This window comes from Novosphingobium sp. Fuku2-ISO-50 (assembly GCF_001519055.1).
In the GTDB taxonomy this organism is placed as follows: Bacteria; Pseudomonadota; Alphaproteobacteria; order Sphingomonadales; family Sphingomonadaceae; genus Novosphingobium.
The window spans coordinates 140,269-166,479 of the sequence record NZ_KQ954287.1; the positions used below are offsets into that span (position 1 = coordinate 140,269).

The following is a 26,211-nucleotide window of genomic DNA, read 5'->3' on the forward strand; positions in this document are numbered from 1 at the left end:
TTCTGCCAGCCGCTTAATCGATGAAATGCGCTATCGGCGCAGTGTGCCCCTGGTCTTGCGCATATACCAGCCTGCGCGCGACGGCAAAGCGGTGAAAACCGGCTTCGCCCGACCAAAGATTGCTGCTGGGGACCGTCGGCTCCGGGCCGTCGCCCAGATCGGTGGTGTCGCCTGTCGGGTTGATCATCGCCGTTGCCGCCGGAACGCGCTCGGCAAACATCGCCTGCACCGCCGGGTCCGACCCGAAATACCAGGCCATGGCCGAGCGCTGCCAGGTCCCTTGCACGCCGCCGAGGCGTTCGATCGCCGCATGATCGTCATCGACGGCCATGATCGGCAGGATCGGGCCGAACACTTCCTCCTGCATGATCGCCATCGTATCATCGACATCGAGCAGGATTTCCGGCGCCAACCGGGCGGTCCCGCCGGAATCCGCCCCGCCGGCTCGCCGCCCTTTTGCGGCCGAGACCCAGCCTGGCCCGGATTCAAGCCGGACGCGTCGGGCCCCGCGCTTTTGCGCATCGGCGATCAGGCTGACCAGGCGATCATGGTGAATATGCTTGACGCTCGCCGGAAACAGCACCGGCGCACCATCCGCGCCGCACAGGATGCGCGCGGCATGATCGCACGCCGCAGCGACAAAGGCGTCAAGCCGCGACCGCGCGACCAGCACGTGATCGACCGCCCGGCTGCTTTGCCCGCCATGGCGCAGCTTTGCCGTCATGATGAACCGCGCCGCCGCATCGATGTCGGCATCCGCCGAAACGACCGCAGGCGACTTTCCGCCCACTGCAAACGTCACCGGCATCAACCGCGTTGCCGCCGCGCTCGCCACCGATCGCGCCGCGCGCGCGCTGCCGGTAAACACCAGATGCGCCAGCGGCAGTTCGGCAAAGGCCGCGCCCACGGCATCGTCACCCAGCACCACGCCCAGTTCGCCCGGCGCGAAATAGCGCCCGACAAGATCGGCAACGAGATCGCTGCTGCGCGGCGCATGTGCCGAAAGCTTGATCATCGCGACATTGCCCGCCGCGAGAATTCCCGCCAGCGGGGCCAGCGCCAGGCTGACCGGATGAGTCCAGGGCGCGATGATCCCGATCACCCCTTGCGGCCAATAGCTGACATGCGGGCGCCCATCGCCATGCGGCTCTTCGGCCATCCACGCGCCGACATGGCGGATGGCATGATTCAGACTGGCCAAAGTGGCGACAAGGTCGGCGGCGGGATAGGCCGGATCGGCGCCGAATCCACGATCCGCAGCCGCCGCTGCGGCCAGCGCCGCATGATTGTCATGGATCAACTGCGCCACCCGCCGCAACCGGTCGCGTCGCAAGTCCGCGTCGGGAAACCCGGCGGCCAGTTGCAACCGACGCATCGTCGCCACGATCATGCACAGATCGCCAAAAACCAACGAGCCTTTCGGCAACGGACCCTCCGGAAAAAACGCCACGATCATCCCGACATGCCGGTCAGGCATGCGCGTAACCGGCGACAACGCAAGAACTACGAAAGTATCGGGTAATCCCCGCGCGCCGCCCTGCGCGCAAGGCCGGCGGAACCGAAAAGCCGCAAGATGGGCGGCGAGGCATCGCATGGGGTGGGGGCAGTTGCGATGCCTCGCCGCAGCGCGGGCCAGCCCTGGGGGGGGCTTGGGGTGGGCGGCCCGGGCTAAACCGGCATAAACTCAGGTCATGACATAGTGTACCAACCATCTGAACCAGTTCGTCGCCGACGGTCAGGGAGCCCGTCGGCGACGAATCGCTCTCAATTCGCAAGAGCATCTCTAACAGACATCGCCCGCGCGCCCTCACAAGCGAACTGGACCACAGCCATAAAATTATTTATGGCCCGGCTTATATGCTCACCCGGCTGCGCACATTCGTCGAAGTCTACCGACAGCGTTCGATCAGCAGCGCGGCCCGTTCGCTCGGCCTGACGCAGCCGGCGGTTTCGCAGCATATCGCCAGCCTGGAAAGCGCGATCGGGCGGCAATTGTTCGAACGCCATGTCCACGGCGTCAATCCCACGGCAGCCGGCGACGAACTCGCCGCCGACATCGGCGACAGGCTCGACGTGGCCGAAGCGGCGCTGGCCACAGCGCGCGCGCGGTCGGCCGAACTGGCGGGCGCGATCCGCATGATCGGCAATTCCGATTTCCTGTCCGAAGTGATCGCGCCGATGCTCGTGCCGTTGCTCGAAGCGGGAATGCGCGTGCGGCTGCAGACCGCCGACCGCGACGGCGTGCTCCATGCGCTGGTCGACGGACACTGCGACCTCGGCTTGTCGGCCTTTACCATCACCGACCGGCGGCTGCGCAGCGAACTGGTCCATTCCGAGCCGGTGATCGCGGTCGCCGCGCCCGCTGTCGCCGCGCGGATCACGGCGGCGGCCGATCTGGCCGCTGCGCTGGCGGCCGAGCCGGTGCTGGCCTACAATATCGAGCGCCCGCTGATCGACGAATGGCTCGAAACCAACCGCCTGTTCCGCCAGCCGGTCAGCCCCGCGTTGATCGCGCCCGATCTGCGGGGGCTGCGCGCGCTGCTCGGTGTCGGGTTCGGCTGGTCGGTGCTGCCGACCTATCTTTGCGCGGGCGAACTGGCGCGCGGCGAACTGGTCGAAATCCCCGCGCCGGTGGGGCCGACATACAATTCCTACTTCCTCGTCTGGTCGCCCGCAGCCTTGCGCCATCCGCGCATTGCCCATGCCCGCCAGACCCTGATCTGGAGCCTGCGCCAGGGGCCATGGGGCGCGGGTGACAGGAAATCTGACCGATCGCCGGATTAATTTCAGTTGTCGCCCCTTTGCAGCAAGCCCACGGTTTTGCGGCAAACAGGGGGCGACGCATGCGCATCGGGTTTATCGGATTGGGCAATGTCGGGGGCAAGCTGGCGGGCAGCCTCTTGCGCAATGGGTACGATGTCGTGGTGCGCGATCTCAATCCTGCGCTGGTCGCCGAATTCGTCGCACGCGGGGCGATCGCCGCCGACAGCCCGCGCGCTCTGGCCGAAGACGTCGACATCGTCATCACCTGTCTGCCCTCGCCCGCCGCAAGCGCCGCCGTGGCCGAAGGGCCCGACGGGTTTCTGCCGGTGCTGCGGGCGGGGCAAGTGTGGATGGAAATGAGCACGACCGACTATGCCGAAGTGCTCCGGCTGGGCGCTCTGGTCGAAGCGCAAGGCGCGCTGTTCATGGAATGCCCGGTCTCGGGCGGGTGCCATCGCGCCGAAACGGGCAACATTTCCATTTTTGCAGGCGGCCCGCGCGAAGGGTTCGAACGCGTGCTGCCGGTGCTGACCACACTGGGGCGGCGCGTGTTGCACACCGGTCCGCTGGGCACGGCATCGCGGCTCAAGGTCATGACCAATTACTTGTGCACGGTGCATCTGGTCGCGCTGGCCGAGGCGCTGACCACGTGCAAGGCGGTCGGGCTCGACATGAACACCACATACGAGGCGATCCGCATTTCATCGGGCAACAGCTTTGTCCACGAAACCGAAAGCCAGGTGATCCTGAACGGCAGCCGCGACATCAATTTCACCATGGATCTCGTCGCCAAGGACATCGGCCTGTTCGACGATCTGGCGCGCGATGCGGGGGTCGCGCTCGAAATGTCGCCGCTGATCGTGCGCCTGTTCGACGAAGCGCGCGCGGCCTATGGCGACCGCGAATTTTCGCCCAACATCATCCGCCGCTATGAAGAACCGCTCGGCCTCAAAGTGCTGGGCACCGGCTTTCCGGCAGACATGGTCGATGATGAGCCCGAAGAGCCCGGCTACGAAGTCGTGCCCAAACGCTGATCAGTCATGCGCAATCCGCCGAGGTTGGGTGGGAAAGCGGGCCGGTGCCGACTATGCGCAATTGGCGCTCAACCAGTCGATGAACAGCCGCACGGGCCGCTTGTCGGCCATCGCCTTGCGGCAGATCAGGCCCCATGCGCCCGGGCAGACCACGGTATGGGCGACCGGGCGCACCAGTCGGCCTGCGGCGATGTCCTGTTCGGCAAAGGGCCCGTTGACCAGCGCGACGCCCCGCCCGGCCAGCGCCATTTCGAGCGCCACCGCCAGCGTGTCGACCATCAGATAAGGCACGCCCGGCGCAAAGGCGATGCCCGCATCGGCGAACCAGCGCGCCCAATTGTGCTCTTCGGTATAATTGGCGACCAGCGGCTGACGCATCAGCGCGGCGGCATCGAGATGGCCGCCGGCGCGTTCGAGAAACGCCGGGCTGCACACCGGATCGAGCGTATAGGGAAACAGCGCCACCCAGTGATAGCGCTCGGGATCGGGCTCCTGCGCACAATAAATCAGCCCGAGATCGGCATGGCCTTCGTCAAACGTCCAGTCGACCGCACACGTCGTCAGCGACAGCGCGATGCCGGGATGATCCTGCAGAAACAGCGGCACGCGCGGCGCGAGCCAGCGGATCGAGGCGGTGACATAAGTCTGCACGCGCAAGGGCGTATCGGCAGCATGGCGGCGCACCGCCTCGACCCCTTCGAGCAGCGATTCAAACGCGGCGCGGACGTAGGGATAGAGCAGCCGCCCTTCCTCGGTCGACACGACATGGCGCCCGTCCTGCGCAAACAGTTGCACGCCGAGCGCGTCTTCGATCAGCTGAATCTGGTGATTGATCGCAGGCGGCGTCAGGCACAATTCGCCCGCCGCCTCGCGGATCGACTGATGCCGCGTCGCCGCTTCAAAGCCGCGCAGCGCCTTGAGCGGCGGCAAATCGCGCAAATTGAACCGTGAGCCCATCTGACCTTCCGTCAAAGAAGGCGTGTGGCTATCGCAAATTGCGGTCTTCGGCCAGCATCGCCGCGCCCTTTTCGGCGACCATCACGGTCGGCGCATTGGTGTTGCCGCTGGTCACTTGCGGAAAGATCGAGGCATCGATCACGCGCAAGCCGCCTATGCCATGGACGCGCAGCCGCGCATCGACCACCGCAGTACGCGGATCGGGCCCCATCCGGCAGGTCGAAGTGGGATGATAGACCGTATCGGCGCGGGCGCGGAAATCGGCAAACAACGCCTCGTCATCGACCACATCGGCGCCCGGCTGCAATTCCTCGACAATGATGTCGGCCAGCGGCCGCGTCCGCGCGATGTCGCGCAAAAGCCGCACGCCCATCCGCGCCTCGGCGATGTCGTGATCGGTGGCAAGGTAATTGGGATGAATTTCCGGCGCCGCAAACGGATCGGCGGAGGTGATCGCCAGATGCCCCCGGCTGGTCGGGCGGCAGGCATTGAACGACAGCAGGAACGCGGGGAACGGATCGGGATTGAGCAGGCGCCGCGCGGCGATCGGCGTGCGCGTATAGCTGACCGGGCTGAAATAGAGCTGAAACGCGGGATGGGCGTCTTCGGGCCGGGCGCGGACAAAGCCGCCCGCCTGATTGACGCTCATCGACAGGGGGCCGCGCCGATCGATCATGTAGCGCGCCGCCGCTGCCAGCTTGCCGAGGAACGGGCGCAGCACATTGTTCAGCGTCGGCACCGATGTGCGATAGAAATAGCTGACCGCCAGATGATCCTGCAGGTTTTGCCCCACGGCGGGCAGATCGGCGACCACGGGAATGCCGTGCCGCATCAACAGCGCGGCATCGCCCACGCCCGACAGTTGCAGGATCTGCGGCGACCCGATCGCCCCTGCGCAGAGCACGACTTCGCGCCGCGCGCGGATCACCCGTTCGCGCCCGCCCTGGCGAAAGGCGACCCCGACCGCGCGCCGCCCTTCGAACAGCAGCCGCATCACGCGCGCCTTGCGGATCAGCGTCAGATTGCGGCGATGGCGCACCGGCCAGTAATAGGCATTGGCCGTCGAGGCGCGCCAGCCGCCGCGCGTGTTGATCTGATAGATGCCAAAGCCTTCGCCGTCGGGTCCGTTGAAATCGACAGTGACCCGGTGGCCCATCGTGCGCCCGGTTTCGAGGAACCAGGCGCACAAGGGATGGACCGAAGCGGACATGTCGGTGACATGCTGCGGCCCGCCCCGCCCGTGAAAGCCGTCACCTTGTCCATGACCTTTGGCCAGATCGTGATCTTCGGACCGCGTGAACCAGGGCAGCACGTCGCGCCAGCCCCAGCCGGGATTGCCCGCATCGGCCCAGGCATCGTAATCGTGGGGAAAGCCGCGCACATGGACCATCGCGTTGATCGAGCCCGATCCGCCGACGACTTTGCCGCGCGGCCAATAGCTGGTCCGCCCGCCAAGCGCGGCAACAGGCTCGGTTTCGAACATCCAGTTGATGCGCGGATTGAAAAACGTGCGGCCATAGCCGATCGGCAATTGTATCCACAAAGACAGGTCCGACCCGCCCGCTTCGAGCAGCGCGACGTGCGTCCACGGGTCTTCGGACAAGCGGCTGGCGACGACGCAGCCCGCCGTGCCCGCGCCGACCACGACATAATCGACTTCTTCGATCATCGCACCGGGTGCTGCGTCATTTCGAGATGGAGCATGTCCCCGGTATGGGGATGCGCCAGCGCGACCTCGTCGTTCAATTCCACCCCCAGCCCCGGCTCGGTCGGCGGGATGACATGGCCATCCTCGAAACGGATCGGATTCTTGAGGATCTGCGCATGAAACCCGCTCCAATCCTCGATGCTTTCGAGAATCAGGAAATTGGGCGAAGCGGTCGCCAGTTGCACATTGGCGGCGCCGACCACCGGCCCGCAATAGAGATGCGGCGCGATCTGGACATGGCGCACTTCGGCCATGGCGGCGATCTTCTTGGCTTCGAGCAACCCGCCGACGCGGCCCAGGTTCATCTGCAGGATCGCCGCCGCGCCGCAATCGAGCAGGCGGGCAAAGTCGTACCTGGTCGCCAGCCGCTCGCCGGTCGCAATCGGAATCGTCGTCGCGCGCGCCACCCGCGCCATTTCTTCGGGGGCATCGGGCGGCACCGGTTCTTCGAGCCACAACGGGTCATAGGGCTCAAGCCGCCGCGCCAGCCGGATCGCGCCCGCCGCCGTCATCTGCCCATGCGTGCCGAACAGGAGATCGGCACGATTGCCCACCGCCTCGCGCAAGGTCCGCGCAAAACGTTCGCACAAATCGAGCGCTTCGAGCGAAAGCTGGCGCCCGTCAAACGCCGAATAGGGCCCGGCCGGATCGAACTTGAGCGCGGTAAAGCCCATGTCGAGATAGACTTGCGCCCGCTCGGCCGCGAGATCGGGATCATGATAGACATCGGCCCGATCGCCGGGGCGCGGATAGATATAGGTATAAGCGCGCAACCGGTCGTGCACCCGCCCGCCCAGCAATTTATAGACCGGCTGCCCCGCCGCCTTGCCGATAATGTCCCAACAGGCCATTTCGAGCGCCGAGAGCACGCCCATCATGGTCAGATCGGGTTTTTGCGTAAAGCCGGAGGAATAGACCCGCCGCCACAGCGCCTCGATGTCGTGCGGATCGGCCCCTTGCGCATAGCGGGCAAAGACATCCTCGCACAGCTGCGCCACGAGATGCGGCGAAAACGGCACGCCATAGGCCTCACCGATCCCGCTGATCCCGCAAGCCGTCGTCAGCCGGACAAACACGAAATAGCGCCCGCCGAAATGCGGCGGCGGATTGCCCACGACAAATGTGCGGATGTCGGCAAGTTTCATGGCGAGCCGTGCCTTGCCATTGCTATCCTCTCCCTTGCAGCGCCAACCCAACCGCTATCGTCACCCAAAGCCGGACCGCATGGGCGCCAACCTACCCCCATATCGTCACCCCGGATCAAGTTCTGGGCGACGAAATTCAGGGGAAGGCGCTCGCATTCCAGCGCCCGATTTGGCCGACAACGTGAAAGCCGCGCGCACCCTCGGCAAGTGAAGCTTTTTGCAGGACCGCACAATTTCCTTATTTCGATAGGCCGATGCCTCGCGCAAGGCTGGCCGATTGCGGATACGGGGCGCTGCGGCTATGGCGGGGCCCACGTGGCTTCAACCCCTCTTCTCTTGCGCATCCTGGTCGATGCCGACGCCTGCCCGGTCAAGGACGAGATCTTCAAGGTCGCGCTGCGCCGGATGGTGCCGGTCGTCATCGTCAGCAACAGCCGGATGCGCCTGCCCGATCATCCGCTGATCACGCGCATGGTGGTCAGCGATCGCTTCGATGCCGCCGATGACTGGATCGCGGAAAACTGCGACGCCAAAAGCGTGGCGATCACCGCCGACATCCTGCTCGCCGATCGCTGCCTCAAGGCAGGCGCCCTTGTCATTTCGCCCAATGGCAAGCCGTTTACGCCCAATACGATCGGCGCGGCGATCGCCACCCGCGCGATCATGGCCGACCTTCGCGCCGGGGGCGAAGCGATCGGCGGGCCGCCGCCGTTTGCCAGGTCGGACCGCTCGCGCTTTCTCTCCGCGCTCGATGAAGCGCTGGTGCGGCTGGCGCGCGCATGACCGCGAATTACGATGCCATCGTGCTCGGCGCCGGGGCCGCGGGCTTGTTCTGCGCCGCGATGGCCGGGCAACGCGGGCGGCGCGTGCTGTTGATCGACCATGCGCCAGAGCCGGGGCGCAAGATCCTGATTTCGGGCGGCGGGCGCTGCAATTTCACCAATCTGGGCGCCAACGCGGATCGCTATCTTTCGCAAAATCCCCATTTCGCCAAATCCGCGCTCAGCCGCTATACTCCGCACGACTTCCTGTCGCTGGTCGAGCGCCACGGCATCGCGTGGCATGAAAAGACGCTGGGGCAATTGTTCTGCGACGGCTCGGCCAAGGCGGTCGTGGCCATGCTGCTCGACGAATGCGCGCGCGGCGGGGTCGACATCGCCTGCGATGCCGCGATTGCCGACGTGAGCCATGCCGACGGCCAGTTCCGCGTCACCGCCGGGGGCCGCATCTGCGCCGCGCCATCGCTGGTGATCGCCACTGGCGGGCCGTCGATCCCGAAAATGGGCGCGACCGGCTTTGCCTATGAACTCGCGCGCCAGTTCGGGCTCAAGATCGTGCAGCCGCGCCCCGCGCTTGTCCCGCTGACTCTGGCGGGCGAAGACTTGCTGTTCCGCGAATTGTCGGGGGTTTCCGCCGACGTCGTGGCGCGCTGCGGAAAGGCCGCGTTTCGCGAGGCGGCGCTGTTTACCCATCGCGGCCTGTCCGGCCCGGCGATCCTGCAAGTATCGTCCTATTGGCACAACGGTCAGTCGATCGGCGTAGACTTCATGCCCGACCGCCCCGCCGGATGGCTGCTCGCGGCCAAAACGGCGCATCCGCGCGCGGGCCTGCGCCGCCTGTTGCGCGAAGGGCTTCCCGAACGGCTTGCCGATGTCCTGTGCGACCGGCTGGGGGTCGAAGGCGAACTGGGCGCGCAGACCGACCGCAAGCTCGCCGCCGCCGAGGCACGTCTGGCCGACTGGCGCTTTACCCCCAACGGCAGCGAGGGCTTTGCCAAAGCCGAAGTCACCATCGGCGGCATCGCCACGGGCGATTTGTCGTCGAAAAGCATGGAAGCGCGCCGTGTACCGGGGCTCTATGCCATCGGCGAGGCGGTCGATGTCACCGGCTGGCTTGGCGGCTATAACTTCCAGTGGGCCTGGGCCAGCGGCTGGGCAGCGGCGCAAGCGCTTTGAAAGGATTATCATGATACCCCGCGAACTGCTCGCAACGGCGCAAATCCCCGGCGGCGAAGAGCTGCGCCTGTTCCGCCATGGCGGCGATTTCATGATCGTGCTCGACCGCAACGAGCTGATGAGCACGCGGCTGCGCGGCTCGGAAGAAGCGCTGGCGACGATGTCCTGCACGCGCATCGCCGACGCGCGCAAGCCGCACCTGCTGATCGGCGGCTATGGCATGGGCTTTACCTTGCGCGCCGCACTCGCCGTCCTGCCCAAGGATGCGACCGTCACTGTCGCCGAACTGGTGCCCGACATCATCGAATGGGCGCGAGGGCCCATGGCCGATGTCGCCGCCGGGTGCCTCGATGATCCGCGCGTGCGCCTGATCGTGGGCGATGTCGCCAAAGTCATCGAAACCGCGCCCGCCACGTTCGACGCGATCCTGCTCGATGTCGACAACGGCCCCGACGGCCTCGTGCGCGAAGACAACAACCGCATCTATTCGCGCCAGGGCCTGCTCGCCGCGCGCGCCGCGCTGCGCCCCGGCGGCGTTCTGGCGATCTGGTCGGCGGCCAAGGACAATGCCTTTGTGCGCCGCATGCGCCTTGCGCATTTCGACGTCGAGGAAATCACCGTCAGCGCCCGCGCCAACGGCAAAGGCGCCAAACATGTCATCTGGTTCGCGCGCTACACCCCCGGCGCACGCTGACTTTGTGGCACGCAAGCGCGGGGCGGCTTTTCCAAGCCACCCCGCCAACACGCTTTAGCGACGGGCAGAGCAGGTGCTGATGCCGAAGATCCGGTAAGCGGGGCAAAATCCGATCACGCCGGTCAACAGCGGCACGATGCCGATCCAGCCGAGCGGCGTCTTTGGCCCGACGAACACCAGTGCCAGCAGCACCAGCCCGACGATGACTCTCAACAGGCGGTCGACGCTACCTTCGTTACGCATGATCAATCCCTTTCGTTTTTCTTGCACAGGATGGGTAAGCGTGATTGGCGGCAACGTCTGTGACATCGTCACATCGGCGAAAATCAATCCTCGACGCCAAGCGCCTTTAGCCCTTCCAGCGACACGAGGCCGATTTCCCCACGCGTGCCGTCGATCAGCCCCGCCCGCGCAAAGGCGGCAAGCTGGCGGCTGATGACTTCGCGCGCGGTGCCGATCTCGACAGCGAGCGCCTCGTGACGGACGTCCACCGTGCCCCGGTCATTGGCCATGCGCAGCAACGCACGGGCAAGCCGCGCCGGAATCCCGGTCAGCGCCACATCCTCGACCAGCCGTTCCAGATCAGAAAAGCGGTCGGCCATGGCAGCGAACAGCCGGGCGCGAAAAGCCTCGTCCTCGGCCACGCGCGCCTGAAACGCCCCCGGCGGCAGGATTTCGATAACAAGATCGGTCTCGGCCAGGCCCTCGGCGGTATAGGCCGTGCCATGGACCAGCGCGCTGAACGTCTGAAGGCACACATCGCCCCGGCGCACCCGGTACAACACGATTTCGCGCCCGTTTGCAGCGGTAAGCGATACCCGCACCGTGCCTTGATGCACCACGACAAAGCCGCCGCACTCCTGCCCCGGTCGAAACAGGACTTGCCCCTTGGCCACGGCCATGCGGTTTTCGGCGGCACTGGTCATAATCGGTGGAACCCTCGGACAAGTGTGCAGCGGCAGGCCGTTTCGAGGGCTACTATCGCAAATTGCCCGCATCACACAACGTCGTCACGCAGGTCCTTGATCGCTTCCAGCACCGCCTCGGTATCCGAAGGGGTCGCCATCGCGGCGGCCTGTTTGTCGACGCGGTTGGCAATCCCGGGATTGTCGTGCCGGCTTTCTTCGAGCAATTCGATGATCTTGGCGATTTTCTGATCGTTGGAAATCGACAGCTCCAGGATGAGTTGCGATCGATGATCGGCAAGCTGGTCCTCGCGCCGCTGGGTGGTGAGAATCAGCGCCGCGATCAGCAGCGCGCCGATCGCGGCCACGGCCTCAAGCCAGCCGAACGGCGGCGGATCGACAGGCTCGAATCCCAGCCGCGCCATGATCAGATTGATCGCGATCCAGCCGGAAATCGTCAGGCCGAGCAACGCCACGAATCCCGGCCAGCCGACAATCGCCGTCAGCCGGTCAACCGCCTGTTGCAGACGACTGGCTTCCTGCTTGTGTCGCGTGCGCATATGCGCCGCGGTCCGCGCGACATCGATCACGCCTGATGCCTGTCCGGCCATCGGCCCTTAAGCCGACCGCCCCTGCACCAGCCCGACCACAAACACGATCAGGGCAACGACCAGCACGAGATGGATCAGCGCGCCCGCGACATGAAAGACGGAAAAGCCAAGCAGCCAGAGCACCAACAGGACCACGGCAATGGTATAGAGCATGGGAAATTCCCTTCGGGTATCGGTTGCGTGGCGCCACACGCTGACCTGCGCGTGCTCGCGCCCATCGTGCGGCACCATCGGCCTAGTGGATTGTTTTTGACATTTTCATCCCGCCATCCGGATAGCACGGTCGCAAATGTCAGAATCGGACCACTAGGTCGTGGTCGCCCAGGGCCATTCAGCTATCGACGCCCCACCCCCGGTCGGCGAGGATCGGAATACACGCAGACCATCCGATTTCGCATGGCCTTGCGCGCGTTTGGTATAAAGTCGGCATCGGATCAGGAGATCGTCGTGACAAACGCCATGCGGACGGAAACCGACAGTCTGGGCGAAGTCGCCGTACCGGCGGCGGCCTATTGGGGCGCGCAAACGCAGCGCAGCGCGATCAATTTCCCCTTTGCCGCAACCGAACGCATGCCGCCCGACATCATCCACGCCCTCGCCGCGGTCAAGCTCGTCGCGGCACGGATAAACCGCGCGCATGGGCTCGACGGCGAGCTGGCCGATACGATCGAGGCGGCTGCGCGCGAAGTGATGGCGGGCAAGCTCGATGACCAGTTCCCGCTGGCGATCTGGCAAACCGGATCGGGCACGCAGACCAACATGAATGTCAACGAAGTCATCGCAGGGCGCGCCAACGAAATGCTGAGCGGACGGCGCGGCGGCAAGACCCCGGTTCACCCCAACGACCATGTCAACCGGTCGCAGTCCTCGAACGACAGTTTTCCCACCGCGCTGCATATCGCCGCCGCGCGCGGGGTGATCGAACGGCTCGATCCCGCGCTCGCCGCCATGCACCGGGTGCTCGTCGAAAAACAGGCGGCATGGGCCGAGATCGTCAAGATCGGCCGCACCCATCTGCAGGATGCGACGCCGCTGACGCTGGGGCAGGAATTTTCCGGCTATGCCGCGCAGATCGCCAAGGCGCGCACGCGCATTGGTCATGCGCTGGACGAAGTTCTGGAACTGGCGCAGGGCGGAACCGCCGTGGGCACCGGGCTCAATGCACCACCCGGTTTTGCAGCGGACTTCGCGCGTGAGATCGGCGCGCTGACCGGCATCGCCTTTCGCAAGGCCGACAATCCCTTTGCCGCGCTCGCCGGCAACGACGCACTGGTGGCGCTGTCGGCGGCGTTGGCCACGCTGGCAACGGCGCTGACCAAGATCGCCAATGACATCCGCCTGCTTGCCTCCGGTCCGCGCGCGGGCATCGGCGAATTGCGCCTGCCCGAAAACGAGCCGGGCAGCTCGATCATGCCGGGCAAAATCAACCCCACCCAATGCGAGATGCTGACCATGGTCACCGCACAAGTCATCGGCAATCACGCCGCCGTGACCGTCGGCGGCATGCAGGGCCAGCTGGAGCTGAACGTGTTCAAACCGCTGATCGGCGCCAACGTCCTGCGCGCGATCGATCTGCTGGCCATCGGGATCGCCGGTTTTACGCAGCGCGCCCTGGCGGGGTTGCAACCCGATCGCCCCCGGATCGCCGAACTGGTCGAACGCTCGCTGATGCTGGTGACCGCGCTGGTGCCCGAAATCGGCTACGAAGCAGCCGCAAAAATCGCCGCCCATGCACAGGCAAACGGCCTGACCTTGCGGCAAGCCGCGCAAGCCACCGGGCTGGTCAGCGAGGAAACCTTCGACCGTATCGTCCGGCCCGAGACGATGATCGGGCCGCTTTAACGCAAAGCCGTCAGCACCGGCGTCGGATTCTGCGCAGCGACCCGCAAGGTGGTCTTCAATCCGCGTGCATCCCGGGCTATGGGCCGCCAGATGCAACAATCCACCATCGGCGCCGAGACCCCAGACGCAACCGGCGATCGCCAGCCCCTGTGCGTGGCGGCGCTCTATCACTTCTGTCGGTTCGACGATTGCGCGGCCTTGCGCGATCCGCTCGAACGCCTGTGCCGGGACCAGGGCGTGCGCGGGACGCTGTTGCTGGCGTATGAGGGGATCAACGGCACGATCGCCGGGACGGCAGAGGGCATCGCTGCGGTTCTCGGCCATATCCGGGCCCTGCCGGGCTGCGCAGAACTCGAAGTCAAGTTTTCGACTGCCGCCACCATGCCGTTTCATCGGATGAAAGTGCGGATCAAGCGCGAAATCGTCACCATGGGCCAGCCCGACATCGATCCGCTGCTCAGCGTGGGCACTTATGTCGCGCCGGAGGACTGGAACGCGCTGATTTCCGATCCCGATACGATCGTGATCGACACGCGCAACGATTACGAAGTCGCCGTGGGCAGCTTTGCCGGGGCGATCGATCCGCACACGCGCAGCTTTCGCGAATTTCCCGAATGGTTTCGCACCCATCGCGCGCAGCTTTTGACCAACAAGCCGAAAGTGGCGATGTTCTGCACCGGCGGCATCCGCTGCGAAAAGTCGACGGCGTTCCTGCGCCAGGAAGGCGTCGAAGAGGTCTATCACCTCAAAGGCGGCATTCTCAAATACCTGGAGGAAATCCCGGCGGACGAGAGCCTGTGGCAAGGCGAATGCTTCGTGTTCGATCAGCGGGTCAGCGTCGGCCACGGACTGGTCGAGGGGACGCACGCGCTGTGCCACGCCTGCCGCCGCCCGATCAACGAACAGGACCGCGCCTCCACCCTCTACGAACCCGGCGTAAGCTGCCCGGCGTGCCACGCCGAACGCACCGACGAACAACGCGCCGCCTATCGCGAACGCCACCGCCAGGAAGGCCTCGCCGCCGCCCAGGGCCGCACCCACGTCGGCGACAGACGGGCCCAGGATACCGTGTGACCGGATACGGCCCAGAAGCGGTCGATCGGGATGCTATCGAAAATAGGCGAGGCAGAGCAACGCGATGCCACAAGCGGTTAAAAATGCGCCTCTGGTTCGCCATTTGCCGTCAGATGCGGGCAGTGGGTAGGCATGTAGAGTTCGGCCTTCCTCAAAATAACGTTCCGACGCACCCGCTGCTAATTGCGCTTTGCGAATTGCGACCTTTGCTTCTGCTTCTAAACGTTTTTTGCGCGGGAAGAACAGCATCGCCGAGCCGGACACTAAGGTCGGGACGCCGATAAACACTGACATCAGGTCCACTGCGTCGTTCCCTCCTGCCTTCAAAATCAGGTGCTAACGGTGCACCATTTTCGCCGTCATGTGAAGGTCTGCTGCACCTTGGTCAGCCCAGAAAGCTCATCGTCTGCTAACCTCCAAAACTCGCCATTCAATCAGACGGCAATTTGTCCACGCCACACAGGCCTCGGTAGCCCAAGCCAACAGACCTGAGCGAAGGCGGGGCCCCCGGAGGGGAAATCTTTGCTTCGGGAGGATTTTGCCAAGTGACTGGTGCGGTCGAGAAGACTCGAACTTCCACGGCCTTTCGGCCACAACGACCTCAACGTTGCGCGTCTACCAATTCCGCCACGACCGCACATCGCATACGGGGCAAGGCCGTTGGCCTGAGCACCCGTCGGGGTAGGAGCGGGCCCCTAGCAAAGGGCCCTGCCGGGTGCAACCGTGATTCCGGCTCACACCCGTTTTTTTGCACTTATTCGGGTTTCCAGCCGATTTCGGCGAACTTGGCGGTCTTGGGCACGTCGGTTACCGCTTCATTGATCGTTTCGCTCTCGCCCGGCTTGAGCACGTCCTTGGGCGGGACCACATTCCAGGTATAGACCACCTTGTTGCGGGCATCGCGCAGCACGATCAGGATCGGCGGCACTTCGCGCACATCCTTGCCGACATTGGTGACCGTGCCGCTGGCGCCGAAATATTCGGTGCCGTTGGGCAGCGTGCGGCGGTCCTGCCGCTCGGCGGGGAACGACAGTTCGAGATCGGGGCGCGTCGCGCCGAATGTCGGCTTGGCGACGGGCAGCCAGTCGGGCAGGCCAAACCAGGCAACCGCACCGATCAACGCGCCGACCACCAGCGCAAACACCACCGCCGCCGCCGTCCACAGCTTCAACGGATTGCGGCGCGGGCGAAACGGCGGTTCATGCGCAAACGGCGATCGCGCCTCGGCCCCGTCGTCGACCGTCGGCGCAGCAGCGGTGCGCGGGGGGACGGGCGGCGGAGGAGAGGTATCGCGCGGCTCGTCCATCGCCGGGACGGGAACCGGGCGCCCGGACGGCGCGGCACTCGTCGCAGGCTCCGCAAACGCCTGTGCAACTGGGGCATGTGCAACTGGGACTGGCGCAACCGGTTCGGAACGGGGCTCTTCCACAGCTTCGTCACGCGGGGCAAGCTCGGGACCGGCCTGATACCAGCTATGCCGACACTTGGCGCAGCGCACCGTGCGCCCTTCCACACCGATCGCGCTGTCGGGAACGACATAGCGCGTCGAACAGGCGGGACAGGCGATTATCATGGATCGGGTTAAACATGCCCGCGCGCCCGGAAACAATAGCCACAGGCACACAGAATTGCGTCCACGGCCTTTTTTCCACATGCATTGACGCGTATGACGGCCCAAGGCACCTGACACGTACCGATTTGTGCCTCATCCGTGAATTTTCGTCCCTCCCGTCCAAAGAACCCCAGACCCCGCGACCATGAGTAAGCCTGATGCCGAAATCGTGCAGTTCGACAACGTCGGGCTACGCTATGGCACCGGCAAGGAAGTGCTGACCGACATTTCCTTCACGCTCTATCCTGGGCGGTTCTATTTCCTCACCGGCGCATCGGGCGCGGGCAAGACCAGCCTGTTGAAACTGCTCTATCTGGCGCAGCGCCCCTCGCGCGGGCTGATCCGCATGTTCGGCACCGACGCGATCACCCTGCCGCGCGAACGTTTGCCCGGATTTCGCCGCCGACTGGGCGTCGTGTTTCAGGATTTCCGACTGGTGCAGCACTTGTCAGCGTTCGACAATGTCGCGCTGCCGCTGCGCGTTGCAGGCGTCAGCGAGCGCGAAATTGCCAAGCCGGTCGATGAAATGCTCGACTGGGTGGGCCTCGCCGACCGCCGCCATGCGCGGCCCGCCACGTTGTCCGGCGGAGAACAGCAGCGCGTGGCGATCGCCCGCGCGGTCATCGCCCGGCCCGACATGCTGGTCGCCGACGAACCGACCGGCAACGTCGATCCGGAAATGGCGCTCAAGCTGTTGCAACTGTTTGAAAGCCTCAACCGGCTGGGCACGACCGTCGTGGTCGCAACGCACGATGTTCACCTGATCCGCAAAGTGCCCGAATCGCTGATCATGCGGCTCGACAAGGGGCGCCTGTCCGACCCGACCGGCGCGCTTCGCTATCCGCCGCGCCGCCCGTCGGGCGAAGCGGGACGGCCGCCGCTGGGGTTTGCCCCGGCATGAATGCAGCCGCCCTGTTCGGTTCGTTGCGCCGCTCGCGCGATGGTGACCCCGCGCTCCTTTCCGACACCCGAACGGCCGATCCCAGACTGGCCGATCCCAGATTGGGCAGCCCGATGCCGTGGGTCATCGCGATCGTCATCGCGCTGACGGTGATCGCAGCGGCGAGCGGGCTTGCCCTGCGCAACGCCGCCGCGCGCGCCAGTGCCGATCTCAACGGCGGGGTCACGGTGCAGATCGTCACGGCGGCCCCTGCCGACCGCAATCATCAGGCCGATGCCGCAGTGGCCATGCTGGAAAAGACGCCCGGCGTGATCGACGCGCGGCATGTCGCGCAAAGCGAGCTCGATACCCTGCTCGAACCATGGCTGGGCACGCGGCCGGGCGATACGATCGATGACCTGCCGATCCCGGCGCTGATCGATTTGCGCCTCGCCGGCCCGGCAACGCCCGCGCGCGTTGCCGCCTTGCGCGCGCGGATTGCCGGGGTTGCCCCTTCGGCGCGGGTCGATGCACAGGCGGCCTGGCTGACCCCGGTGTTTCGCGCGATCGCCACGCTGCAATGGCTGGCGGGCGGGCTGATCGCGCTGCTGGCGCTGGCGACGATCGCCGCCGTGGTGCTTTCGGCGCGCAATGCGCTGGTCAACCATCGCGAAACGATCGAAATCGTCCACATGCTGGGCGGCACCGATGCGCAGATCGCCCGCGTGTTTCAACACACGGCGGCGATGGATGCCGGGATCGGCGGCGTAATCGGGCTGATCACCGGCACTGTCGCGATCGTGATTCTGGGGCGGCAATTCAGCGCGCTGGGGTCGGGCATGGTCGGCGGTGCAGCGCTGGGCTGGGTCGATTGGCTGGTGATCGTACTGATCCCGCTCGGCGGCGTGGCGCTTGCCGTGCTGACCGCGCGACTGACTGTCCTTTCCGCCTTGCGGCGCATGTTGTAGGGTGCGGCTTATGCCTCGTTTGAAGCCGCCAGGCCTGTTTCGCCGCTTGCTGTCGCTGGTACTGCTGGTCTGGCTGCTCGGCTTTTTATGGTTCGCGCTGTTCCTGCCGCGTCCGGCGGGCGATACCCATACCGATGGAGTCATCGCGCTGACCGGCGGCACCGGGCGCATCGCGCGCGGGCTCGATGTCCTGCGCACAGGGCAGGCGCAGCGCATGCTCGTATCCGGGGTCGACAGCGAAGTTGCCCCGGCCCATTTCGCCGCCGGATATGGCGTGGCCCCCGCGCTTTTGGCCTGTTGCGTGACGCTCGGCTATGAATCGTTCGACACGCGCTCCAACGCGCGCGAGGCGGCGGGCTGGATCGCGCGGCACGATATCCGATCGGTGCGGCTGGTCACGACCGACTGGCACATGCGGCGCGCCGCGTTCGACCTGAAAGTCGCCGGCCCCAAGCAGCTGGTGATTATCGAGGACGCAGTGCCGTCGCACCCGTCGATGAAAGTGCTGTTCATCGAATACAACAAGTTCGTCGCCCGGATCGCGGCCTGGCTGGTCAATTGGCCCGAAGCGACGCGACCGCCTGGGTCGGGACATGGCAAGCACTGAAACGACCGTGTCCGATCGCCCCCCGACTTCGAGCCCCCCGACTTCGAGCGAAGTGCTGCGCAGCCTCGCCTTCTATGCCGTATTCTATTGCGGCAGCGTGGTGCTGGTATCGCTGAACATGCTGACCCTGCTGCTGCCGCCGGGCGCCTTGCTCATCATGGTCAGGGTGTGGTGCCGCTGGCATCGCTGGTGCTGTCGCCATTTGCTCGGCATTCGCGTCGTCGTCGAAGGGCGCATGCCCGATCATCCGGTGCTGGTGGCGATGCGCCACGAATCCTTCTTCGAAGCGATCGACTTGCCCAACCTGCTCAGGAATCCGATGATTTTTGCCAAGCAGGAATTGCTGTCGATCCCGCTATGGGGCCGACTGGGGCGGCGGTACGGGCTGATCGCGGTCGATCGCGATGCCGGTGCGCGCGCGTTGCGCTCGATGATCCGCGCAATGCGTGCCAACGGCGCCGCTGCCGAGCGCCCGCTGGTGATTTTCCCCGAAGGCACTCGCGTCCCCCATGGCGAGGTATGGCCGTTGCAAGCCGGGTTTGCCGGGCTTTACAAGATGGCCGGGCTGCCGATCGTGCCGATCGCGGTCGACAGCGGCCCGCTCTATCACCGCCGCTGGAAACGCGCCGGCGTGATCCGCTATCGCATCGGCACAGAGCTTCCCCCCGGCCTGCCGCGCGCGACAATCGAAACGGCCGTGCAAGAGGCGATCAACGTGCTGAACGCCTGAACGGCTGAACGGGGCTATTTCGCCCCGCTATGATCGCTGCGGCCGAAGTCTGGCCGCGCATCATCCTGCCCCATCTCGATGATCGAGCGGCGGATCGCGCGGGTGCGGGTGAAATGATCGAACAGCGTATCGCCGTCGCCGTCGCGAATCGCGGTCTCAAGCTCGGCAAGGTCGCGATTGAACCGGCCCAGCATGGCAAGCACCGCGTCGCGATTGGTCAGGAACACGTCGCGCCACATCGTCGGGTCCGACGCGGCAATGCGGGTAAAGTCGCGGAAACCCCCGGCGGAATACTTGATCACTTCGCTTTGCGTCACGCGTTCGAGGTCCGACGCCGTGCCGACAATCGTATAGGCAATCAGGTGCGGCAAATGACTGGTGACCGCGAGCACCAGATCATGGTGTTCCGCGTCCATGGTTTCGACGCGCGCGCCAAGCGCTTCCCACAGCGCGACGAGCCGCGCCAGATCGGCCTGATCGACATCGGCAGGCGGCGTCAGGATGCACCAGCGGTTGCGAAACAGCGTGGAAAATCCGGCATCCGGCCCGCTCTGTTCGGTCCCGGCGACCGGGTGTGCGGGAATGATCCGGTGCCCCGGCAAAGCGGCGGCCAGCGCGGCGGCAACGCCCGCCTTGCTCGATCCGACATCGCTGATCACGACACCAGCACCAAGCCCCGGCGCCATGGCGCGTGCGGCCTCGCCCATGGCGCCCACCGGCACGCACAGCACGACCAGATCGGCGCCCTCGACCGTTTCGGCCGGGCTGTCGGCAATGACATCGGCCAGCGCGATGTCGCGCGCGCGCAGGCGCACCGCCGGATCGGCATCATACCCCGAAATGCGGATCGCCGGCAAAGCGGCGCGCACCGCACGCGCCAGCGAACTGCCGAGCAAGCCGAGCCCGATCACCGCAACATGGCGAAACGGCAGGTCTTGCGCGCTCACGCCGCCCGGCCCGCCATCTGCGCCAGCGCGGCGGTGATCGCGTCCATCTGCTCGGCCGTGCCGATGGTCACGCGCAGACATTGCGGCAGCCCCTGCCCCGGCAACCACCGCGTGATATACCCGTGCTCCATCAGGCCGAGATAGGCCGCTTCGGCTGTCAACGCGCCGGAAAATTCGATCAGCACGAAATTGGCCTCGGTCGGCAGCGGACGCAGCCCGTGATTGCCGAGCGCCGTCAGGCTGGCGACAAAGCGCGCCCGTTCGCGCCGGTTGTGATCGCGCGAGCGCGCCACGAAATCCTGATCGCCCAGCGCCGCCAGCGCCGTTGCCTGCGCCGACAGCGACAGATTGAACGGCCCGCGAATGCGATTGAGCATGTCGACCAGCGCGGCATCACCGGTTGCCCAGCCGACGCGTTCGCCCGCCAGCCCATAGATCTTCGAAAAGGTGCGCGTGACCAGCACATTGCGCGCCGCCGAAGCGAGCACGAAGGCGCCGTCGTCATCGGCGGCATCGACATATTCGGCATAGGCCTGATCGATCACCAGCAGGATGTCGGGCCGCAGCCCCGCATGCAGCCGGGCAATCTCTTCGCGCCCGATATAGCTGCCGGTCGGGTTGTTGGGATTGGCAAGAAACACCACCCGCGTCGCGGGCGTCACCGCCGCCAGCAAGGCATCGACATCGGTGCCATAGTCGCGGTCGGGCGCGATCACCGGGGCCGCGCCGCAGCGCCGCGCCGCAATGTCATAGACCGAAAAGCCATAGCGCACGAACAGCACTTCGTCGCCCGGCCCGGCAAAGGCCTGCGCGGCAAGGTTGAGCAATTCGTCCGAGCCGGTGCCCATGACGATGTGCGAAGGGGCTATGCCGTGCAGCTTTCCCAGCGCTTCGCGCAAGGCGACGCTGTCGGGATCGGGATAGCGCGACTGCGCCCCTGCATGATGACGCGCCGCCTCTGCCGCGGGGCTCGTCCCGAGCGGATTTTCATTGGCCGACAGCTTGATCAGCGTGCGCCCGTCGGTCCCGGTCGATTTGCCCGGTACATAAGCATGGATCGCCGCGATCCATTCCTTGGGGCGCGGACGATCGGATGGCGGGGTCGATTGAAGCTCGGTCATGGCGCGCGGCCTTAACCGGGATCGGCGTCCAAGGAAACCGGCGAAAACGAGTCACGAAAAATGGGCCGGAAGACGTGTCTTCCGGCCCCAAGGTTGTTCGCAGGAGGAACAAGGTCTGGCGGGGTGGAGGGGGTGGGGAGAGGAACACCCCGCACCCACCCCGCCAAGCTGGCAAAGCTTCAATAGTTGTAGGCGCGCTCGCCGTGTTCGGTGATGTCGAGCCCTTCGCGTTCGGCTTCTTCGGCGGGGCGCAGGCCCAGCGTCTTGTCGATCACGAAAAAGAGGATTGCGGAAACCACGCCCGACCAGACCAGCGTGATCGCGACTGCTTCGAACTGCACGGTCAACTGCGCCAGAGTGCTGTAGCCCGTCGCCACGACCGACGGGAACTTGGTGTAATCGGTCACACCCTGTCCGCCGAGGGCCGGATTGGCGAGCACCGCCGTGGCGAGCGCCCCGGTGATCCCGCCGACGCAGTGAACGCCGAACACGTCGAGCGTATCGTCATACTTGAACTTGTTCTTCACCGTGGTGACGAAGAAAAAGCAGATCGGCGAAACGATCAGGCCCAGCACCAGCGAGGTCATCGGCGCGGCATAGCCCGAAGCCGGGGTCACCGCGACAAGGCCGGCAACCGCCCCCGACGCCGCACCGAGCATCGACGGTCGATTGTGGACGACTTGTTCGACCACCGCCCAGCTGACCGCTGCAGCGCACGTGGCGAGCATGGTGTTGACGAACGCGACCAGAGTCACGCCATTGGCTTCGAGGTTGGACCCGGCGTTGAAGCCGAACCAGCCCACCCACAACAGCGAAGCGCCGATCATCGTCATCGTCAGCGAGTGCGGCGGGGTGTTTTCCCGGCCAAACCCGACTCGCTTGCCGATCATCAGGCAGCCGACCATCCCGGCGATCCCGGCGTTGATGTGAACGACGGTGCCGCCGGCAAAGTCAAGCGCGCCCCAATGGTTGAGCAGGCCGGCTTCATTGGGCGTATCGGCCAGAAAGTCGGGGCCCGCCCAGTACCACACCATGTGCGCCACGGGATAATAGACCAGGATCGACCAGAGCACGACAAACACCATCAGCGGCGTGAACTTGATGCGTTCGGCAAACGAACCGACGATCAGCGCCGGGGTGATCATCGCAAACGTCATCTGAAAGACGAAATAGGCGAGTTCGGGGATATAGACGTTGTTCGAGAACGTCGCCGCGCTCGACGATCCGGTAATACCGATCATCAACGCCTTGGAAAAGCCGCCGATAAACGGCGTCAGGCCCGGCGTCGGGCCGGTGGTAAAGGCCATCGAATAGCCGATGGTGGCCCACAACAGGCCGCCGACCGCCACGATCATGAAAACCTGCATCAGCACGCTGAGCATGTTCTTGGTGCGCACCAGACCGCCGTAAAACAGCGCGAGGCCCGGAACGCTCATCATCAGGACAAGCACCGAGGATACCATCATCCAGGTGGTATCGCCCTTGTTGGTCATGGCCACCTGCTGGGCAGCAGTCGGCGCCTTTATCATCGCGGCTTGCGCGAAAGCAGTCGATGCGGTTGCGAGCGCGAGCCCCGTCCCCACAACGCCACTGATCATCTTGCGGATCATATGGTTTCCCTTCATGTCGGTCGTCTCCGCACCGTGTTTCACAGCGCCGGATCGCCGGTTTCACCGGTCCGGATACGTGTGGCAGAAACAAGATCGATCACAAAGATCTTGCCGTCGCCGATGGCTTCGGTGCTGGCGGTTTGCTGGATGGTTTCGATGATGCGCGGCGCAAGCTCGTCCGACGCGGCAATCTCCAGCTTGACCTTGGGCAACATGTTGGTGGTGTATTCGGCGCCGCGATAGATCTCGGTCTGGCCCTTTTGCCGCCCGAAACCCTTTACTTCCGACACCGTCATCCCGGCAACGCCCAACTCCGAGAGCGCTTCACGCACTTCGTCGAGCTTGAACGGCTTGATGATGGCGATGATGAATTTCATTCATACCCCCTCGAAAGGCTCCGACAGAAGCAAGATCGCCGGATACCACGAGAGAGCAATGCAAGGGGCGTGCCACATCAGGAATGACCCGGATCGGCTGATTTTGCGGAATGAAAGACGTGTCCGGCGACGCCAGCGCGCCCGATTCCCGGGCAGCCCCGACGCCGTGCCTAAATTTCAGGCACGGCGCTCACCCTGGATCTTACAGAAAATCCTTCAGCGTCGCGATGAAGCGGTCGAACTGGTCGTGGTGAAGCCAATGGCCGGCGTTGGCGAATTCGATCGCTTTGGCATTGCGGAAATGGCGGATGCGTCCGTCGCGTTCGGGATTGCCCGCCCACGAATCCGCGCCGTTGAGCAGCAAAGTGGGGCAGGTGATCGCCTCCCACAGCTCGTGCTTGCGCTCGGTCGAGATGTCATAGGGATGATCGATGTGGACGTAGGGATCGAATTTCCAGGTAAACGTGCCGTCCTCGTTGCGATTGATCCCGTGGATCGTGAGGTGTTTGGCCTGTTCGTCGGTCAGATAGGGGTTTTCCGCCTTCATGCGCGCATAGGCATCGCCCAGCGTGGCATAGCGGCGCGGCAGGCGGCCCGCCGCCTTGCGCTTTTCGGCGATATAGTCGCGCACGCGCCGGGCAAAGGGCACGTCCTTCATGCGCATTTCCCATTCGGGGGTGGGAAAGATCCCTTCGATCGCCACCAGTTTGCGCACGTCTTCGGGAAACAGCCCGGCATAGCGCAGCGACACATTGCCGCCCCACGAATGCGACACGATCGTCACCGGCGCGAGGCCGAGCTGATGAACCAGCTGCGCCAGGTCATAGACCATGTCCATCGTGCGGTAATTGCCGTCAGAGGCCCATTCGCTGTCGCCATGGCCGCGATGGTCGAGCGCGATGACATGCCAATCCTCGCGCAGCGCCTCGGCAGTCCAGTCCCAGCTGCGGCAATGATCGCGCCCGCCGTGGATCAGCAACAGCGGCGGCTTGTCCGCATTGCCCCAGTCGACATAGTGGAGCCGCAGGCGTTGCGACGTGAATGTGTTCGAGGTCGGTCCAAGCAGGTTCATGCGCCCTACCTGCCGCGCGCAGCCGCCTCTGGCAAGCCTCGCCTGCCCTGTCTCTCCCTGCTATCTCTCCTTCGTAGCCGAAAAGGTCAGCTCGGGATTGCGTTCCTGCTGATAGCCGACATCCCAGGCCGAGCGGGCCATGAACACGGCATCGCCGTCGCGGTCGCGCGCCAGATTCGACTTGTTGAAATCGGTAAAGCCCTTCAGCGCGGCATCGCTGCCCTTGAGCCAGCGCGCGGTGTCGAAAGGCGATGCTTCGAGCACGGCTTCGACCTTGTATTCCGCCTCAAGCCGCGAAATCAGCACGTCGAGCTGCAATTGCCCGACCACGCCGACAATCCACTGTGCGCCGATTTCGGGATAGAAGACCTGGATCACGCCTTCTTCGGACAAGTCGTCGAGCGCCTTGCGCAACTGCTTGGTCTTGGTCGGGTCTTTCAGAACAACGCGGCGCAGGATTTCCGGCGCGAAGTTGGGCAGGCCGGTAAAGCGCACATCGTTGCGTTCCGACAAAGTATCGCCGACGCGCAAAGTGCCGTGGTTGGGAATGCCGATGATGTCGCCCGCCTCGGCGGTGTCGGCGATTTCGCGGTCCTGGGCAAAGAACAGGATCGGCGAATGGACCGCGATCGGCTTGCCCAGCCCCGACGGGATCAGCTTCATGCCGCGCCGGAATGTGCCCGACACCAGCCGCATGAAGGCGATGCGGTCGCGGTGTTGCGGGTCCATGTTGGCCTGGACCTTGAACACGAAGCCGGTGACATCGGCGCGGTCGGGATCGATCATGCCGACATCCGACGATTGCGGGCGCGGCGGCGGCGCAAAGCGGGCGATCGCGTCGATCAGCTCGGCCACGCCGAAATTCTTGAGCGCCGACCCGAAATAGACCGGCGTCAGGTCGCCATGGCGATAGGCTTCGATATCGAACGCGGGATAGCCCACTTCGGCCAGCTCGATTTCCTCGGCAATCGCGGCGGGAATGTTCGCCCCTTCTGCGGGATCGCGGCGCCCCAGAAATTCGCGCGAATCGCCTTCGGGCCGCGCGATCGTGCGCGTAGCGAGGTCCATCACGCCTTCGAAAAGGCCGCCCATGCCGATCGGCCAGGACATCGGCACGACATCGAGCGCCAGGGCATCGGCCACTTCGTCCAATGTTTCGAATACGCTGCGCCCTTCACGGTCGACCTTGTTGACGAACGTGATGATCGGCACCGAGCGCATGCGGCACACTTCGAACAGCTTGCGCGTCTGCGGCTCGATGCCTTTGGCCGCGTCGATCACCATGATCGCCGAATCGACCGCGGTCAGCGTGCGATAGGTGTCTTCGGAAAAGTCTTCGTGGCCCGGCGTGTCGAGCAAGTTGAAGACGATGCCGTCTTTCTGGAATGTCATGACCGAGCTGGTCACCGAAATCCCGCGCTGTTGCTCGATTTTCATCCAGTCGGACCGCGCGCGCCGCGCCTGGCCCCGCGCCTTGACCTCTCCGGCAAGGTGAATCGCCCCGCCTTGCAGCAGCAGCTTTTCGGTGAGCGTGGTCTTCCCGGCGTCGGGATGCGAAATGATGGCAAAGGTACGGCGATTGGACATGACCAACGCCCC

At 65.0% G+C, this 26,211-nt stretch carries 27 protein-coding genes and 1 tRNA gene; 11 read left to right on the forward strand and 17 right to left on the reverse strand.

Annotated elements, in window-relative coordinates:
• Nucleotides 1-13 precede the first annotated feature (13 nt).
• Nucleotides 14-1,450, reverse strand: a complete 1,437-nt coding sequence (locus tag AQZ50_RS06340; RefSeq protein WP_231730140.1) for an aldehyde dehydrogenase family protein — start codon at nucleotides 1,448-1,450, stop codon at nucleotides 14-16.
• Nucleotides 1,451-1,857: 407 nt separating this feature from the next.
• Here AQZ50_RS06340 and AQZ50_RS06345 point away from each other — a divergent pair, with 407 nt between their 5' ends.
• Entirely contained in the window at nucleotides 1,858-2,784 is a 927-nt protein-coding gene (locus AQZ50_RS06345; RefSeq protein ID WP_067744256.1) for a LysR family transcriptional regulator, read from the forward strand.
• 59 nt (nucleotides 2,785-2,843) lie between these two features.
• Nucleotides 2,844-3,797 (forward strand): NAD(P)-dependent oxidoreductase, encoded by a 954-nt coding sequence (locus AQZ50_RS06350; RefSeq protein ID WP_067744259.1) that lies wholly within the window; start codon nucleotides 2,844-2,846, stop codon nucleotides 3,795-3,797.
• A gap of 51 nt (nucleotides 3,798-3,848) precedes the next feature.
• Here the strand turns inward: AQZ50_RS06350 and AQZ50_RS06355 are convergent, their stop codons facing one another.
• Genes AQZ50_RS06355 through AQZ50_RS06365 form a run of 3 tightly spaced genes read right to left on the reverse strand, consistent with a single transcriptional unit; the run spans nucleotide 3,849 to nucleotide 7,607 of the window.
• The gene (locus AQZ50_RS06355; protein WP_067744262.1) at nucleotides 3,849-4,754 is read right to left on the reverse strand and encodes a LysR substrate-binding domain-containing protein; all 906 of its coding nucleotides are present in this window, start codon (nucleotides 4,752-4,754) and stop codon (nucleotides 3,849-3,851) included.
• Nucleotides 4,755-4,782: 28 nt separating this feature from the next.
• On the reverse strand, nucleotides 4,783-6,423 hold the full coding sequence (locus AQZ50_RS06360; RefSeq protein WP_197412396.1) for a GMC family oxidoreductase: 1,641 nt from the start codon (nucleotides 6,421-6,423) through the stop codon (nucleotides 4,783-4,785).
• The gene (locus AQZ50_RS06365) at nucleotides 6,420-7,607 is read right to left on the reverse strand and encodes a mandelate racemase/muconate lactonizing enzyme family protein (RefSeq protein WP_067744265.1); all 1,188 of its coding nucleotides are present in this window, start codon (nucleotides 7,605-7,607) and stop codon (nucleotides 6,420-6,422) included. Before AQZ50_RS06365 ends, AQZ50_RS06360 begins: the two co-directional genes overlap by 4 nt.
• Nucleotides 7,608-7,943: 336 nt before the next feature.
• Between AQZ50_RS06365 and AQZ50_RS06370 the strand changes: the two genes are divergently transcribed.
• Genes AQZ50_RS06370 through AQZ50_RS06380 form a run of 3 tightly spaced genes read left to right on the forward strand, consistent with a single transcriptional unit; the run spans nucleotide 7,944 to nucleotide 10,256 of the window.
• Nucleotides 7,944-8,390, forward strand: a complete 447-nt coding sequence (locus tag AQZ50_RS06370) for a YaiI/YqxD family protein (RefSeq protein WP_067744268.1) — start codon at nucleotides 7,944-7,946, stop codon at nucleotides 8,388-8,390.
• Entirely contained in the window at nucleotides 8,387-9,562 is a 1,176-nt protein-coding gene (locus AQZ50_RS06375; protein WP_067744270.1) for a BaiN/RdsA family NAD(P)/FAD-dependent oxidoreductase, read from the forward strand. The genes AQZ50_RS06370 and AQZ50_RS06375 overlap by 4 nt, the downstream gene beginning before the upstream one ends.
• Before the next feature lie 10 nt (nucleotides 9,563-9,572).
• Nucleotides 9,573-10,256 carry a spermidine synthase gene (locus AQZ50_RS06380; protein WP_067744272.1) on the forward strand — a complete coding sequence of 228 codons (684 nt, stop codon included), beginning with the start codon at nucleotides 9,573-9,575 and terminating at the stop codon, nucleotides 10,254-10,256.
• Nucleotides 10,257-10,310: 54 nt separating this feature from the next.
• On the opposite strand, the gene AQZ50_RS06385 is transcribed toward AQZ50_RS06380, so the two are convergent.
• The 4 genes from AQZ50_RS06385 to AQZ50_RS06400 all read right to left on the reverse strand — a co-directional run bounded on the left by AQZ50_RS06385 (nucleotide 10,311) and on the right by AQZ50_RS06400 (nucleotide 11,925).
• Nucleotides 10,311-10,499 (reverse strand): YgaP family membrane protein, encoded by a 189-nt coding sequence (locus tag AQZ50_RS06385; protein ID WP_067744721.1) that lies wholly within the window; start codon nucleotides 10,497-10,499, stop codon nucleotides 10,311-10,313.
• Between the two features lie 83 nt (nucleotides 10,500-10,582).
• The gene (locus AQZ50_RS06390) at nucleotides 10,583-11,182 is read right to left on the reverse strand and encodes a Crp/Fnr family transcriptional regulator (protein ID WP_067744274.1); all 600 of its coding nucleotides are present in this window, start codon (nucleotides 11,180-11,182) and stop codon (nucleotides 10,583-10,585) included.
• Between the two features lie 71 nt (nucleotides 11,183-11,253).
• The gene (locus tag AQZ50_RS06395; protein WP_067744276.1) at nucleotides 11,254-11,772 is read right to left on the reverse strand and encodes a DUF1003 domain-containing protein; all 519 of its coding nucleotides are present in this window, start codon (nucleotides 11,770-11,772) and stop codon (nucleotides 11,254-11,256) included.
• A gap of 6 nt (nucleotides 11,773-11,778) precedes the next feature.
• Nucleotides 11,779-11,925: a lmo0937 family membrane protein gene (locus AQZ50_RS06400; RefSeq protein ID WP_156427248.1), complete on the reverse strand. Its 147-nt coding sequence runs from the start codon at nucleotides 11,923-11,925 to the stop codon at nucleotides 11,779-11,781.
• A gap of 306 nt (nucleotides 11,926-12,231) precedes the next feature.
• Here AQZ50_RS06400 and AQZ50_RS06405 point away from each other — a divergent pair, with 306 nt between their 5' ends.
• Nucleotides 12,232-13,614: a class II fumarate hydratase gene (locus AQZ50_RS06405; RefSeq protein WP_067744724.1), complete on the forward strand. Its 1,383-nt coding sequence runs from the start codon at nucleotides 12,232-12,234 to the stop codon at nucleotides 13,612-13,614.
• Nucleotides 13,615-13,704: 90 nt separating this feature from the next.
• Nucleotides 13,705-14,688 (forward strand): oxygen-dependent tRNA uridine(34) hydroxylase TrhO, encoded by a 984-nt coding sequence (locus AQZ50_RS06410; RefSeq protein WP_067744730.1) that lies wholly within the window; start codon nucleotides 13,705-13,707, stop codon nucleotides 14,686-14,688.
• A gap of 33 nt (nucleotides 14,689-14,721) precedes the next feature.
• Here the strand turns inward: AQZ50_RS06410 and AQZ50_RS20350 are convergent, their stop codons facing one another.
• The 3 genes from AQZ50_RS20350 to AQZ50_RS06420 all read right to left on the reverse strand — a co-directional run bounded on the left by AQZ50_RS20350 (nucleotide 14,722) and on the right by AQZ50_RS06420 (nucleotide 16,261).
• Complete coding sequence (locus AQZ50_RS20350; protein WP_156427249.1) at nucleotides 14,722-14,991, reverse strand: hypothetical protein; 270 nt, start codon at nucleotides 14,989-14,991, stop codon at nucleotides 14,722-14,724.
• A 247-nt stretch (nucleotides 14,992-15,238) separates the two neighbouring features.
• Nucleotides 15,239-15,325: transfer RNA gene (locus AQZ50_RS06415), tRNA-Leu, on the reverse strand.
• 117 nt (nucleotides 15,326-15,442) lie between these two features.
• Nucleotides 15,443-16,261, reverse strand: a complete 819-nt coding sequence (locus AQZ50_RS06420) for a zinc-ribbon domain-containing protein (protein ID WP_067744280.1) — start codon at nucleotides 16,259-16,261, stop codon at nucleotides 15,443-15,445.
• Nucleotides 16,262-16,445: 184 nt separating this feature from the next.
• Between AQZ50_RS06420 and ftsE the strand changes: the two genes are divergently transcribed.
• The 4 genes from ftsE to AQZ50_RS06440 are packed head-to-tail and all read left to right on the forward strand — an operon-like array spanning nucleotide 16,446 to nucleotide 19,485.
• Nucleotides 16,446-17,201 carry a cell division ATP-binding protein FtsE gene (gene ftsE / locus AQZ50_RS06425; protein ID WP_067744281.1) on the forward strand — a complete coding sequence of 252 codons (756 nt, stop codon included), beginning with the start codon at nucleotides 16,446-16,448 and terminating at the stop codon, nucleotides 17,199-17,201.
• The gene (locus AQZ50_RS06430) at nucleotides 17,198-18,148 is read left to right on the forward strand and encodes a cell division protein FtsX (RefSeq protein WP_067744283.1); all 951 of its coding nucleotides are present in this window, start codon (nucleotides 17,198-17,200) and stop codon (nucleotides 18,146-18,148) included. The genes ftsE and AQZ50_RS06430 overlap by 4 nt, the downstream gene beginning before the upstream one ends.
• A gap of 10 nt (nucleotides 18,149-18,158) precedes the next feature.
• A complete protein-coding gene (locus AQZ50_RS06435) occupies nucleotides 18,159-18,755 on the forward strand; it encodes a YdcF family protein (protein ID WP_067744285.1) in 597 nt (198 codons plus the stop codon).
• Nucleotides 18,742-19,485 carry a lysophospholipid acyltransferase family protein gene (locus AQZ50_RS06440; RefSeq protein ID WP_067744288.1) on the forward strand — a complete coding sequence of 248 codons (744 nt, stop codon included), beginning with the start codon at nucleotides 18,742-18,744 and terminating at the stop codon, nucleotides 19,483-19,485. Before AQZ50_RS06435 ends, AQZ50_RS06440 begins: the two co-directional genes overlap by 14 nt.
• 14 nt (nucleotides 19,486-19,499) lie before the next feature.
• On the opposite strand, the gene AQZ50_RS06445 is transcribed toward AQZ50_RS06440, so the two are convergent.
• From AQZ50_RS06445 to AQZ50_RS06470, 6 genes are all read right to left on the reverse strand, one after another.
• A complete protein-coding gene (locus AQZ50_RS06445) occupies nucleotides 19,500-20,417 on the reverse strand; it encodes a prephenate/arogenate dehydrogenase family protein (protein WP_067744733.1) in 918 nt (305 codons plus the stop codon).
• Nucleotides 20,418-20,428: 11 nt separating this feature from the next.
• A complete protein-coding gene (gene hisC, locus AQZ50_RS06450; protein WP_067744291.1) occupies nucleotides 20,429-21,553 on the reverse strand; it encodes a histidinol-phosphate transaminase in 1,125 nt (374 codons plus the stop codon).
• Nucleotides 21,554-21,732: 179 nt separating this feature from the next.
• Nucleotides 21,733-23,163 carry an ammonium transporter gene (locus tag AQZ50_RS06455; RefSeq protein WP_082703478.1) on the reverse strand — a complete coding sequence of 477 codons (1,431 nt, stop codon included), beginning with the start codon at nucleotides 23,161-23,163 and terminating at the stop codon, nucleotides 21,733-21,735.
• A gap of 38 nt (nucleotides 23,164-23,201) precedes the next feature.
• On the reverse strand, nucleotides 23,202-23,540 hold the full coding sequence (locus AQZ50_RS06460; RefSeq protein WP_067744294.1) for a P-II family nitrogen regulator: 339 nt from the start codon (nucleotides 23,538-23,540) through the stop codon (nucleotides 23,202-23,204).
• A 202-nt stretch (nucleotides 23,541-23,742) separates the two neighbouring features.
• Nucleotides 23,743-24,612 carry an alpha/beta fold hydrolase gene (locus tag AQZ50_RS06465; RefSeq protein WP_067744296.1) on the reverse strand — a complete coding sequence of 290 codons (870 nt, stop codon included), beginning with the start codon at nucleotides 24,610-24,612 and terminating at the stop codon, nucleotides 23,743-23,745.
• A gap of 60 nt (nucleotides 24,613-24,672) precedes the next feature.
• Nucleotides 24,673-26,199, reverse strand: coding sequence for a peptide chain release factor 3 (locus tag AQZ50_RS06470; protein ID WP_067744297.1), 1,527 nt, complete (start codon nucleotides 26,197-26,199; stop codon nucleotides 24,673-24,675).
• Nucleotides 26,200-26,211 lie beyond the last annotated feature (12 nt).